This window comes from Paenibacillus xylanivorans (assembly GCF_001280595.1).
GTDB lineage: Bacteria > Bacillota > Bacilli > Paenibacillales > Paenibacillaceae > Paenibacillus > Paenibacillus xylanivorans.
Window position 1 is genome coordinate 329310 of sequence record NZ_LITU01000081.1, and the last position, 13834, is coordinate 343143.

Genomic DNA, 13834 nt, shown 5'->3' on the forward strand with positions numbered 1-13834 from the left:
TGTAAAGGTTTTCATTGTGGCAATAAGATGACAAATCCATACAAAATTATTACTAACGAATGAAGATTTGGGAATGATAAGATGAATATATCGAAAGCAAACGCTTTCAGAAAACGTAAACAATTTACAAACAAAGAGGTTAAGGGGAGTTGAATGGTTTGAAAAAAATGTGGGTATTGATGCTCGTAACTGTTCTGTTATTGTCTGCATGTTCTTCCGGTGGTGGAGGAAATACGGCAAGTGAAGGTGAAAAAACCGCTAATGAAATTACGATTTGGGCTTGGGACAAGGCATTTAACGTTGCTGCAATGGAAGCAGCAAAAGAAGCATATCAGAAGGGAAATCCTGATCTGAAAATTAACATCGTTGAGTATGCTCAAGATGCTATTATTCAGAAGCTGAACACCGGCCTGAATTCTGGAACAAGCAGTGGTCTTCCTAACATCGTTCTGATTGAGGACTATCGGTCACAAAGCTTTTTGAGTGCATATCCTGATGCGTTTAAAGATATGTCCTCTACAATTAAAGCTTCCGATTTCGCAGAGTACAAACTGGGACCTACGGCTTTTGATGGTAAACAGTACGGTGTTCCGTTTGACTCCGGTGTAACAGGTCTCTACTACAGAACTGATCTGCTGGAGCAAGCAGGCTACAAAGCAGCTGACCTTCAGGACATCACATGGGATGATTACATCAAAATCGGTAAAGATGTGAAAGCCAAAACAGGTAAGGACCTGATCACACTTGATCCCAACGATTTGGGTCTGATCCGCATGATGATCCAATCCGCAGGTTCATGGTATTCCAAGGAAGATGGAAAAACACCTGATCTTGCTGGCAATGCAGCTCTGAAAGAAGCTTTTGTAACCTACAAAGAACTGATGGATGCAAACGTCGTTAAACTGAACTCTGACTGGAGCCAATTCGTGGCAGCATTCAACAACGGTGATGTAGCTACGATTCCTACAGGAAACTGGATTACACCATCTGTTCGTCAAGAAGCATCCCAATCCGGCAAATGGGCGGTAGCACCGCTTCCTAAAATGGCTGGACAATCGAATTCTGTACATGCTTCCAACTTGGGTGGTAGCTCATGGTACGTCATGAACAATGTTGCTGGTGCAGACCAAGCTGCTGATTTCATGGGTAAAACATTCGGTTCTGATAAACAATTGTATCAAGATTTGCTGAACAACATTGGTGCGATCGGTACGTACAAACCGGCAGCAGAAGGCGAAGCATTTGATAAAGCCGATGAGTTCTTTGGCGGACAAAAAGTATTTGCTGATTTTGCAAAATGGACACAAGAAATTCCTAGCGTAAACTACGGTATCAACACATATGCCATCGAGGACATTCTGGTTGTTGAAATGCAGAACTTCCTGAACGGCAAAGCGATTGATGACGTTCTGGCTGATGCACAGAAACAAGCTGAAACACAATTACACTAAGATGATCCACGGTAACTTATAGAACCCAAGGAAGCATCGGAGCCGTTCCACTGTCTGGCGCAAGCAATAGCCGACCCGGACATGGTGGAAGGCTCCCTGGGTTCTATCTATGTTGCACGGGAGAGAGAGGAGCCATACTGTGAAAGCCATGAATACAGGAGACAGTCTCCAAAAGAAAAATAATTTGACTGGATGGGCTTTTATTTCGCTCGCTGTTATCGGGATCGTTGCATTTTACTTCTATCCGATGCTGCAAGCGCTGCTCTTATCGTTCAAGTCTGGTGTAGGAGCCAATCTTGAATTTACGGGCCTTGATAATTATAAACGATTATTTATTGACACCACGTTCCGCACTGCCGTATCCAATACATTTCTGTACTTGATCATTCAAGTGCCTGTCATGATTATTCTCGGCTTGTTTATTTCCGTCTTGCTGAATGATAGTACATTGCGCTTCCGTAGCTTCTTCCGTACTGCCATTTTCCTGCCTTGCGTAACCTCATTGGTTGCCTACTCTGTCGTATTCAAATATCTGTTCTCTTCTGACGGAATGGTGAACCAATTCCTGATGAATCTGCATGTGATTGCTGAACCGATTCAATGGATCACCGACCCGTTCTGGGCTAAAATTACGATTATAATCGCCGTAACTTGGCGTTGGACCGGATATAACATGATTTTCTATCTGTCATCCCTTCAGAACATTGATCAGTCGATCTATGAAGCTGCACGGATCGATGGCGCGAATGCTTTCACTCAATTTTTCAAAATTACCGTTCCATTGCTCAAACCGATTATCCTGTTCACCTCCATTACATCGACGATTGGTACATTGCAAATTTTCGATGAAATTATGAACATCACCAAAGGTGGTCCGGGTAATGCGACGATGTCCATCTCTCAGTACATCTATAACCTTTCGTTCAAATATTCACCGGACTTCGGATATGCGGCAACCGTTTCGTATTCTATCGTGCTGATGATTATCGTATTGTCCATAATCCAGTTCAAAGTGGCAGGTGAGAGAAATGGCTAAAGCAAAAGCGAAACGTATATTCACATATGTCTTTTTGTCCATCGTTGCATTTGTGTCCATATTTCCGTTCTTCTGGATGCTCGTCAGTTCGACAAACGCTTCTGTAGATGTCACCAAAGGCAGATTGCTTCCGGGCTCATTTTTCCTTGATAACTTCAACAAATTGCTGGAGCAGACGAACTTGGTACAGGCTCTGGGGAATTCGGCTATCGTTTCAGTCATTTCCACGATCCTTGCCCTGTTGATTGGTTCCCTGGCCGGTTACGGATTCGAAGTGTATCGGACGAAATCACGGGATATCGTATTCAATATTCTGTTACTTTCCATGATGATTCCGTTCGCAGCGCTGATGGTTCCGTTGTACCGGATGTTTGCTACGATCTCCGGTTTTGCTCCATTCATCGGAATCAATACGATGGCAGCGGTGATTCTGCCTACCATCACAACAGCGTTCCTGATCTTCTTCTTCCGTCAGAACACCAAAATGTTCCCGAAAGAGATGCTTGAAGCAGGCCGGATTGATGGTCTGAGCGAAATTGGCATCTTCCTGAAGATCTACATGCCAACGATGAAAACAACATATGCAGCTGCTGCGATCATCACATTCATGAGCAGCTGGAATAACTACCTGTGGCCTCTCGTGGTACTGCAAACGCCAGACCAACAGACGATTCCGCTGTTAATTTCGAACCTCGGTTCCAGTTATTCACCGGATTATGGAGTCATTATGACCGCCATCGTCATCGCGACATTGCCGACAGCCCTTGTATTCTTCATTATGCAAAAACACTTTGTGGCAGGTATGGTTGGTTCCGTTAAATAAAGCATCATCATCAAACCGTCTGAATGGACGTCAATGCAGAAAAGAGAGAAGAGGACGCCTGGAATGGCGTGCCTCTGTCTTTCTGTTTGTTTATGTTTGTTTCGTAAAAGGGAAATAAGAATCTGTACTGAATAAGTAATAAATATATTTGTTTCAAGAGGGAGAGAGAGCCGAATGAAAGCAACATATGCAGATATCAACTGGCTGGGCGATGTGAGCGTATTTGAAGTAAATCGCCTGAACGCTTACTCGGATCATCGCTATTACCGTACTATGGAAGAAGCGAAAGCATCTGATGCAATGACTATGCGATACGACCTTAACGGAACGTGGAAATTTAATTATGCGATCCGTCCGGATTGCCGCCCTGAAGCTTTTTACAAGCAGGACTTCTCCAGTGACGGTTGGGATGATATTGAAGTGCCGGGGCATATTCAGCTCCAAGGGTACGGTCAGATCCAATACGTAAATACTCAATACCCTTGGGATGGGTTAAACGATCTGCGTCCACCTGCATTACCACAGGACCAAAACCCGGTAGGCAGTTATATTCGAACATTCCATTTACCAACAGGCTGGCAGAACAATCCGGTATATATTTCGTTTCAGGGTGTGGAATCTGCATTCTATGTATGGCTTAACGGACAATTTGTCGGATATGGGGAAGACAGCTTTACGCCATCCGATTTTGATCTGACACCATTCCTTCAGGACGGAGAGAATAAACTGGCTGTGGAAGTGTATCAACGCAGCACAGGCAGCTGGCTGGAAGATCAGGATTTCTGGCGGTTCTCCGGCATTTTCAGAGATGTGTATCTGTATACTGTACCGGCTGTGCATATTCGCGATGTGCGGGTTGTAACGAATCTGGACAAGTCTTATACCAATGGTACGTTAAACGTTGATCTCAAGCTTGAAGGGAAAGCTGCTGCCGGAGCAAAGGTGGAGGCTGAACTACGGGATGCTGAAGGCAACACGGTGAAAACGTTTGGTGGTATTGAAGTTACTAATGGTCTAGCGAGTCTTCGTGAGGCGATTGGCAAAGTAAACCTGTGGAGTGCGGAGATTCCTTACCTGTATCGTGTGTACATTCATGTGTATGATGCAGCAGGCGAGCTGTTGGAGGTTGTACCTCAGGCCGTTGGCTTCCGTACATTTGAAATGATTGATAAAGTGATGCACATCAACGGTAAACGTATTGTTTTTAAAGGGGTAAACCGTCACGAATTCAATCCGCGTCGTGGGCGCGCTGTAACCAAGGAAGACATGCTGTGGGATGTTCGTACAATCAAACAAAACAATATGAACGCTGTTCGTACATCTCACTATCCAAACCAAAGCCTGTGGTATGAACTGTGTGATGAATATGGATTGTATGTGATTGATGAAATGAACTTGGAGACACATGGATCGTGGCAGAAGCTGGGTGCAGTTGAGCCGTCATGGGTTATTCCTGGCGATAAACCGGAATGGCACGACATTGTCATGGACCGAGCAGTGTCGATGGTAGAACGGGATAAAAACCATCCGTCCATCCTCATCTGGTCTTGTGGTAACGAATCTCATGGTGGTGAAGTCATCTATAAAGTGTCTCAATACTTTAAAACAGCAGATCCAACCCGTCTCGTTCATTATGAAGGGGTTTTCCACGACCGTCGCTTCAACGAAACGAGTGACATGGAGTCCCGCATGTATGCCAAACCGGCGGACATTGAGGAATTCCTTAACGCTAATCCGGAAAAACCTTATATCAGCTGTGAATACATGCATGCTATGGGTAACTCTATTGGCGGTATGCATAAGTATACGGAACTGGAAGATAAATATCCGATGTACCAAGGCGGCTTCATTTGGGATTACATCGATCAGGCTATCTACAAAAAAGATCGTTACGGCAAAGAGTTCCTTGCTTATGGCGGTGATTTCGGTGATCGTCCTTCGGACTATTCGTTCTGTGGCGACGGCATTGTGCACGCAGATCGCAAAGTGTCTGCTAAGATGCAGGAAGTCAAATTCCTGTACCAAAACATCAAGTTGTTCCCGGATCGGGAAGGTGTGAAAATCGTTAACGGTAATTTGTTTGCGGACACGTCTGAATTCGAACTCGTATACAGTCTGAATTGTGAAGGTCACGAAGTGCTGCGTGGAACGCTGGAGGTAAACGTGGGCCCACAAAGTGAGACGATTGTGAAGCTTCCACTTGATGTGGAATCTCTTGCTGGTGGGGAATATGCGGTGGATACCGCGTTGGTATTAAAAGCATCAACATTGTGGGCAGAAAAAGGCGAGGAAGTTGCCTTTGGACAGTTTATATTCACTCAGGGCAAGTCGGATTCCCAATCAAACGATACTGTGGCGTCAGATCTGAATCTGACAAATGAAATTCAGGTCGTTGAAGGGGACGTTAATATCGGGGTAAGGGTAGGCCAAACCCATGTCCTGTTCTCCAAGGCTTTCGGAACATTGGTATCCCTTAAGCTGTCAGGCCGCGAGACGATTGCACAGCCTCCGATGCCGTTGTTCTGGCGTGCGACCACCGATAATGATAAGGGTACAGTCATGGGCTTCGAGCTTGGGGCTTGGTATGCTGCAAGTCTGCTGCCTAGATGTGTGAACTGGAAAGCGGAACAGAACCCGGATCAATATCGGATCGAATTCACGTACAAACTTAATATTTCGGCAGATGTACAGGTGAAAGTGGCTTATACCGTGCGAGCAGATGGTAGTGTGCATGTGCATAATACGTATAAAGGAACGGCAGGTCTGCCAGATCTTCCGATTCATGCTCTTTCCTTCAAGACTTCGCCGGACTATGAAAACGTGGAGTGGCTGGCGATGGGACCGGAAGAAAACTATGCGGACCGTGCATTTGGCGCTCGTCTGGGTATCCATGATAGCAAGGTAGCTGATACCGTTGCTCCATATCTTGTACCACAGGAGTCGGGCAACCGCACGGGTGTACGTTGGGCCAAATTGACCGACAACGCGGGACGTGGCTTCAAAATCGAATCTTCTGCAGCTCCAGTCGAGCTGAATGTATCTCCATATACCGCATTTGAGTTGGAGAATGCACAACATGCGTATGAGCTGCCTCCAGTGCATTATACGGTTGTAACGGTAGCTGGCAAACAAATGGGCGTAGGGGGCGACGATAGCTGGGGTGCACCGGTTCATCCGGAATACCGCATCGCCTCTGACGGCGAACTGCAATTTGAATTTGTCATTCGTGCGCTGTAATAGCGCTGTATAAAATGTAGCTAAAGGACAGAGGTCTCCGCAAGTTGGGGCCTCTTTTTTTGTGATCTGAGGATGGTCTCTGAAACCGCTACCGCATCTACCTCGTACAGTACTGAACATGGGTAAAGGAGGGGCTTATTTTGAGTAGAAAAGCAAAGACGGGTGTATGGGTAACGCTGCTTGTCATATTAGGCATTATTGTGGGGTGTTTCATCTGGTATTTCAACACGGCTTCAGGTGAACGTGCGTTAAAAACGATGAGATCCAATAACTCCGGCGGTCTGGAACGCGTGGTTAAAGTGTACAGTGACTCGGGAGAATTGATCCATACGTATGAAGGTAAGATTGATTTGCAGGATACAGAGTATGGGAATAAAGTACTTTTTGATCTGGATGGCAAACGGATTGTGATCTATAACGCGACCGTTATAAGTGAAGAGAAGTAAATGGGGGGCGGTGTGGAGAGTTCAGGCAGGATCATTCCGATGACACTCTTTCGCTCATATGGTAAAATTAAGGGGATTAGGTTGAGAGGTGAGAGGCATGTTCTTGGAGATGTTGTTGGTGCTGATTGCCATACTGGGAATGGGCGCGTTTTATTGCTTAATCGCTTATTTCCTGATTCGTCTCATTTCCAGAAAAGCATTCAAGCGCACGTTAACCAAGTATGAAGCAATTGAAATAATGGTATGGGCAGCTATGGTGTTTTTCGCTATCGTGATGATTAAGAATCAGTCATGGAATATCTTTTTGCCTATAGTTCTCCTTATGATTACAATGAATAACTTGCGCCGTTCAAATCGGAAATACAGAGAGATGAGCAAAGAGATGAACAAAGAGGGGCTTTAACATGATACTGGTCAAATCTACTGATACCTCAGGATTAACGAAGGTTGCGGCACTTTCGGATGAATTACAGCCTGTGTTTGACAAAGCAGAAGGTAAATATCAAGCGTGTGACATTGAGCTGTTCTTTGTTTTTAGATGTCTGCCTGAAGAATATGAGAGAAAATCGACGGTCAGGTATGCAAAGAAGGACCATACGATTTACTTTGATATGACGGTCAGTGAGGATCAGTATAAAACGTTCAGCAAAAGCAGGCAGCGATATGAGCTGAGTCATTATTTCTATGCTTTTCTGAACGACAAGCTGAAGAAATATAAGATCGAACACTTGAATCGTACAGACTTTATGAATGACATGGAAGAATGGCTTAAAGATATTGGATGGCTGGAATTCGAATGGGAAGCCAGTATGGATGAATATGGAGAGTAGTGTTACACAAGGCAGCAGTTTTGTGATTGGTGGTGCAGTCTGATACATAATATGGGATAACAAAAAGAAGCCCTCTTTCGAGAGCTTCTTTTTCATGGGAGAGGAGAAACCGGACGAAGAGCTTATGGGGAAACGTAAGTCTTCTCCGCGGTTGTCTACGACACTTGTGATGTCGATAATTACAGGATGGCCTGGAAGTTTCCTTTTTATACATATCCGTCAACAATTGCGTCAACAATTTTCTTGAGCGAAAGCAGACGCACTATTTTTCAAACTGAACCCGATTGTGGTACGATAGCTTTATCAATAAACTTACATAGAGAGAAAAGGTGACTCATCAGTGAGAGTGGTATCTGGGAGTGCGAAAGGCAGACCGCTGAAGGCTGTTCCTGGCACAGGAACGCGGCCGACCACCGACAAGGTGAAGGAAGCGTTGTTTAGTATGATTGGCCCTTATTTTGAGGGCGGTACAGCATTGGATCTGTTTGCAGGCAGTGGTGGTCTCGGTATCGAGGCACTGAGCCGCGGCATGGACAAGGCTGTTTTTGTTGACTTGGAATCGAAGAGCATTGAAGTGATCCGTGCCAATCTGAAGGCAACCAAGCTGGAAGATCAGGCGGCCATATATCGTAACGATGCCGGTCGTGCATTGAAGGCGCTCGCCAAGCGAAGCACACAATTTGATCTGGTTTTTCTTGATCCGCCCTACCGTATGAAAAATGGGGATGAGTTAATGCTTACGATGCACGAACTGGAGCTTCTTGAACCGGAAGCGACCATCGTGCTTGAATATGAATCCAAATATAGTTACCCTGAGCAATTCGGCCCGTTTGAACAAACGCGCAAGGCATTGTATGGGGAGACAGCTGTATCCATCTATCATTATGCACCTGTTGCAACAACAGAAGATGGAGAACCTAGCACAGCGGAAGAGGAGGCTCCTCATGAGTGAAATGATACATCGTCAGGAACGAATTGCCGTATATCCAGGGAGTTTTGATCCCGTAACTATGGGCCATCTGGACATTATCGCCCGGGCATCGAAGCAGTTCGATCGCGTCATCGTGGCTGTATTGAATAATATGAGCAAGAATCCATTGTTTACGGTGGAAGAACGCAAGAGTCTCATTACGGAAGTCACGAGTCATCTGCCTAATGTGGAAGTGGACAGCTTCCGTGATCTGACGGCAAATTATGTACGGCAAAAAGATGCTCAGGTCATTGTCCGCGGTATTCGCTCGGTGACGGATTTTGAATATGAGCTGCAGTTGGCTTCCACCAACAGCAAGCTGAACCCGGATGCGGAAACCATTTTTATGATGACCAATCCGAAATATTCTTATCTGAGCTCCAGCATCGTCAAGGAAATTGCCCACTACCACGGAGATGTCACTGATCTGGTCTCACCTGAAGTGGAAGCTGCGCTTCGTCAGAAGATTAGCGAGAAAACCGGCGGTTAAACCAGAAGGTCAGCCCGGACAGGCTGATCATGATGGTGAGCAGCAGTGCCAGACCGATACAGGCAGCAGGAAAGCCGCTCCATACGGCCTCGATGATGTCTGCGGTGTTCATGCCAACCAGGGATTGCTTGGTTAGGAATGGTGCTAAACTATTGCCTGAAGTGGTCTGGAAAGTGGCCCAGACCTCGGAACTGTAACGCCTGAATGGCAGCCACAGCAGCAAACTAATGAGAAATGCACCCAATGCATGAAGCAGGCGGATTCCGGCAAAATACAACATGGACGTTGTGGCAAGTCCGGCAGCTTTCAGCACGGCGGAGACTTGCAAATGGGAGCACAGACCTCCCCAGCCAAGAACGGCTGCCAGCAAGGACATTAGGAGAACAGGTGTCAATGGGCTCTGACTCAGGTGATAGGTTCCCAGATGAAGCTCCAGCAGTGAAGGCCAAAAAGCAACTGAAGTACCGGGGGTGATATAGAGAGTGAGCAGCCGAACAAACACGGCAAACACAATCATATATCCTCCGGTCATCATTAAGGTTTGTACAGCTTGGGAGACCGTGTCACCAAGCAATTTGCCGAACCCGCGCCCGTCACGTTCCTGGGCATCGCGTGCTGCAAGCATCATTTGGGACCACAGACTACGCTTTTTAAGTGAGGCAGCGTGGCTCGCAGCTGTGAGTTTTTTGGGATCGGACGCAACCTTATTGCTTTGCAAATCAGCGGATGAAATGGCGATACGTGTACTTTTGGATTTCACAGGCAGGAGACGTACTCCGATCATGGTAGCGATCCAGCCACTAACCCAGTGAACGATCAGAAGGAAATATCCAGCCGCAGGCTGGTGGAGAAAAGCTGCACCAATGACAAGTATAATCATCAGTGGATTGGCGAAATGAGCTGCTGCTGCCACAATACCCGCCTGTTTGGCGGTAATTTGTTGATCCTGCGCTAATCGAGATACGGTATCCGCTCCTGCTGGAAAACCGCCGCACATGCCGACAGCAATAGCCAGTCCGGCCTTGCCGGGCAGACGGAACCAACGTTGCATCAAGGGTCCTAGCAAGACGCCAAGCGCGTGGGTGAAGCCGAATGCAGTTAGCATTTGGGATAACATCAGGAATGGAAGCATGGCAGGAAAGATGATTTTCCACCAAATATCCAAACCTTGAATAGAGGCATCAAATGCATCTTTCGGAGATACAACTACTGCAACTACCAGTAATAAAGCGCCGGTACTCAGAAGTACCGTTCGTAACGGTCCAGAGCCCGTAACTTCGCTCTGCATTGTCATTGTTTCACCTCATATGAATAGTGCCGCATACACTCGGCCTGGATTAGTTGTGGACGGCCGAATGACGTCCGTGGACGCTTCGGCCTTGACCGGATAGGCTACTGTAAAAAGCGGCCTATCCGGCCTGTACCATTGTATGCAAAAGCATGAGAGTGTTAGACTTATAATTATTGAAAAGATACGCAAAGAACGGGGGCTCATGCAATGAATCGGATTCGGAAATCTGGCGGATTCAGAGCTTCGATCTTTGTGATCGTGGTTGCTCTAGTCGTCTATGTTGCGGTATATATGCCAACGCCATATATCATTTATATGCCTGGTAGTGCCGACGAGGTAAAACCCATGGTTACCGTGAAAGAGGGGGATAAGGAAGAACGTGGTGTGTTTATGATGACGACAGTGTCGGCAACATATGCCAATGTGTTTTTGCTAGGAACCTCCTTGTTTAATCAAAATGCACAAGTCGATAAAAAAGAAGATCGGCTGCGCGGCAAAAGCGAAGCGGAATATTCTGCCGAACAGGTCTGGTTCATGAGTGATTCGCAATCCTCGGCAATGGAGGCGGCTTATGAGCAGGCGGGAGTGAAATACTCCATCGTTCCTGATCATATTTTTGTATTTGGGCTGTCCGAAGATCCCAAACCTAAGGGAGATATTGAGCCCGGAGATATTATTTTGGGTGTAGACGGAACGGCAACCCCGGACAATACGGTGCTGTCTGAGCGGTTAAAGAACAAAAAGGTCGGAGATACAGTTGAGATGCAATTGGAGCGAGGCGGAGAGACCATCAGCCGCGACGTTCAACTGATTGAAGTGAAAGACAGCAAAACGGGTGAAACTCGTCCGGCATTGGGTGTCATGATCGGAGCGGTTCAAAAGGTCAAAGCAGAAGATCCGGATAAACAGATATCTTTCACGGATACTCAGGTAGGTGGCCCATCTGCCGGACTGATGTTCACCCTGGAGATTTACAATCAGTTGACCCCTGGAGATTTGACGAAAGGTCACCGGATTGCTGGCACGGGCACCATTAACAAAGAGGGTGTGGTTGGCGCAATTGGTGGCGTTGTACACAAAATTGTTGCGGCGGACCGGAAAGAAGCAGAATTTTTCTTTGTGCCGAAGGACAATTATAAGGAAGCTGAAGCCAAGGCTGAACAGATTGGTACCAAAATGAAACTCGTACCTGTTAGCACGGTGGATGACGCACTGGCTTATCTGAAAACCTTGTCCGTTAAATCATAAAAGGATCATTATTTGTGGACAGGATGGCTGAAAGAATACTAGAATAATGTAAAAATCCCCTATTGCAACGATGCCGAATCGGTGTGCAATAGGGGATTTTTGGTTGAGTAATCGATATCAAATAACGCATCCTCAACAGAGTGTTATCACTTATTGTATTGGTACAACGGAATTGCATTAATTCAGTTACAAGTGTTGGCACCTGACGAAAAATTGTGAGTCGATCCAATTGAACAAAGTGGAGGGCTTCGAAATGGTTATGTTCATTAAGCTATGGATATGACTGAATGTAGAGCTAAAGCCTCACAGGTGGTTCATAGTAGTCGCTGTACATCATGCGTGTATCGATGTGTTTGCAGGCGAGTGCGTATGCTGCCTGAGCTTGTACATCCAGCTCCAACTGGTTATGGACAAAGGTCGATGGTTTCAGCAGAACAGGCAAAGAAGCCGTCTTTTTCATGTGTTTCAAGAGGCTCTGCCCTTGTGCGTTAAACCCTAGCACCCGAAGGTATGCTGGCCCTTCAGCCAGTTTCTCGGGTGAACACTCGGCCTTGGTATGATTTAGCAGTATATGGGTCAGCATGCGCTGCAGCTTTGTGCGTGTGTACCTTTTCGTCTTGAGCGCGTTCAGCAACGCTTCGACTGAAGGCTCTGGCAGCTGAGCAAGCGTGCGGCTCAGCCGGTGCTCGAGTCCTTCCGTGACCTCGGCGATCTGCTCCAGCTCGGAGGCACGGCGTGTGGCCGCAATGTGCAGCAGCGGCTGCGCAAAGCGCTCCCAGTGCACGGGAGCGCGCCCTTCCTGCCATTCGCGTCGAAGAATGGCAAGGGTTGCCGCCGGCACGTATGGTGCGGCGGCTTCGGGCCCGTCCGCCAACAGCAGGCGGCGGACGGCGGTTGCACTGGCGATCGCCCCCGGTCCGGGCGTCGCCTCGTGATACGCGGCACCGGTACGCGCCGCCGTAAAGGGCTTGATCGCGCTGCCTAGCCGTTCCAGCGCGATCAGGTAGTGCAGCCCAAGCGAATTGTTGGGCTGCCCCAGCAGTGCAGCGGCGTCGTCCGCATCGACGCCGCCAGGCGCCAGTGCTGCCGCCGCACCTGCGTACGCGGCGGGGTAGCTGGCGCCTTCCCGCAGGCGGCGCGCGATATCCTCGCGCAGCCCTGCGGGCTCCACAGCCAGCACGCGCGCAATGCGCTGCAGGCTGTCCAGGTCGCCGGACTCGCTGCCGAAGCAGAGCGAGTCTACAGCGCCGGTGCGGTGCAGCAGCGAAACCGCACCAAAAGCGAACCACTCGGCCGGTTGTACAGCATAAGCAACCGGCAGTTCAACCACAAGATCGGCGCCAGCATGCAGCGCCATCTCGGTGCGTACCCTTTTGCCCACGATGGCGGGTTCGCCGCGTTGGAGGAAAGGGCCGCTCATCACAGCCACAACAACATCTGCTCCACTGAGCCGTCTGGCTTCAGTCAGATGGTAGACATGTCCATTATGTAAAGGGTTATATTCAACAATGACGCCAACGGCTTTCATATGGGAACACGCTCCTTTCGGTAATAATACAATTAGGAAGAACTTCTTCACTTCCTGGCCCGATAACATACGAGCTCATCTTGTTCCATAATAGGACATGGATACACCTTTGTTCAAATCATAAAGCAATATAATAAAACGAAATAGACACGAATTCTTCTCATGGATAGAGCCCAAACCTGCTATCAAAATGCATGACTTGTAGTTTAGCCTATAGTAAGCCTATAATGTACCAGAGATTGAATGCGGTTCGGGATCTTCATTTTCTAAAGGGTGTAAAGTTAAAAGTGTTGACAAACGTCTTGGAAAATCGGTATAATGATTTTTGTTTGTTAAGTCAATTTCATAATACTTTTAACGATGATTCGTCAGAATACATACAGTCAGGAATATGATGTGTTGCAAGAGTCAGGCTTGACCTGTATAACTGTCGTAAGGCGTTTAACTTTAATTATGAGATTGGTTTCGTTTGGAGTGATGGGAA

General features: G+C 47.2%; 12 protein-coding genes. 10 read left to right on the forward strand and 2 right to left on the reverse strand.

The annotated features are described in order from the left end of the window. The first annotated feature begins 158 nt into the window (after positions 1–158). From AMS66_RS27240 to coaD, 9 genes are all read left to right on the forward strand, one after another. Entirely contained in the window at positions 159–1451 is a 1293-nt protein-coding gene (locus tag AMS66_RS27240; protein WP_053783936.1) for an ABC transporter substrate-binding protein, read from the forward strand. Positions 1452–1599: 148 nt separating this feature from the next. Then, entirely contained in the window at positions 1600–2487 is an 888-nt protein-coding gene (locus tag AMS66_RS27245) for a carbohydrate ABC transporter permease (protein ID WP_053783937.1), read from the forward strand. Next, complete coding sequence (locus AMS66_RS27250; protein ID WP_053783755.1) at positions 2480–3310, forward strand: carbohydrate ABC transporter permease; 831 nt, start codon at positions 2480–2482, stop codon at positions 3308–3310. The genes AMS66_RS27245 and AMS66_RS27250 overlap by 8 nt, the downstream gene beginning before the upstream one ends. 174 nt (positions 3311–3484) lie before the next feature. After that, a complete protein-coding gene (locus tag AMS66_RS27255; protein WP_053783756.1) occupies positions 3485–6547 on the forward strand; it encodes a glycoside hydrolase family 2 TIM barrel-domain containing protein in 3063 nt (1020 codons plus the stop codon). A gap of 140 nt (positions 6548–6687) precedes the next feature. Then, positions 6688–6993, forward strand: coding sequence for a hypothetical protein (locus AMS66_RS27260; RefSeq protein WP_053783757.1), 306 nt, complete (start codon positions 6688–6690; stop codon positions 6991–6993). 103 nt (positions 6994–7096) lie between these two features. Beyond that, a complete protein-coding gene (locus AMS66_RS27265) occupies positions 7097–7396 on the forward strand; it encodes a hypothetical protein (protein WP_144424622.1) in 300 nt (99 codons plus the stop codon). 1 nt (position 7397) lies between these two features. Then, the gene (locus AMS66_RS27270) at positions 7398–7823 is read left to right on the forward strand and encodes a hypothetical protein (protein WP_053783759.1); all 426 of its coding nucleotides are present in this window, start codon (positions 7398–7400) and stop codon (positions 7821–7823) included. A 340-nt stretch (positions 7824–8163) separates the two neighbouring features. Beyond that, complete coding sequence (gene rsmD, locus AMS66_RS27275) at positions 8164–8775, forward strand: 16S rRNA (guanine(966)-N(2))-methyltransferase RsmD (RefSeq protein ID WP_053783760.1); 612 nt, start codon at positions 8164–8166, stop codon at positions 8773–8775. A 1-nt stretch (position 8776) separates the two neighbouring features. Beyond that, positions 8777–9283 carry a pantetheine-phosphate adenylyltransferase gene (coaD, locus tag AMS66_RS27280; RefSeq protein ID WP_090807427.1) on the forward strand — a complete coding sequence of 169 codons (507 nt, stop codon included), beginning with the start codon at positions 8777–8779 and terminating at the stop codon, positions 9281–9283. Here coaD and AMS66_RS27285 read toward each other — a convergent pair. Beyond that, complete coding sequence (locus tag AMS66_RS27285; RefSeq protein ID WP_053783762.1) at positions 9261–10577, reverse strand: nucleoside recognition domain-containing protein; 1317 nt, start codon at positions 10575–10577, stop codon at positions 9261–9263. The genes coaD and AMS66_RS27285 overlap by 23 nt on opposite strands. 204 nt (positions 10578–10781) lie before the next feature. Here AMS66_RS27285 and AMS66_RS27290 point away from each other — a divergent pair, with 204 nt between their 5' ends. Next, positions 10782–11822: a SepM family pheromone-processing serine protease gene (locus tag AMS66_RS27290; protein ID WP_053783763.1), complete on the forward strand. Its 1041-nt coding sequence runs from the start codon at positions 10782–10784 to the stop codon at positions 11820–11822. A 295-nt stretch (positions 11823–12117) separates the two neighbouring features. Here the strand turns inward: AMS66_RS27290 and AMS66_RS27295 are convergent, their stop codons facing one another. Next, positions 12118–13350, reverse strand: coding sequence for a nucleotidyltransferase (locus tag AMS66_RS27295; protein ID WP_053783764.1), 1233 nt, complete (start codon positions 13348–13350; stop codon positions 12118–12120). Between the last annotated feature and the right edge of the window lie 484 nt (positions 13351–13834).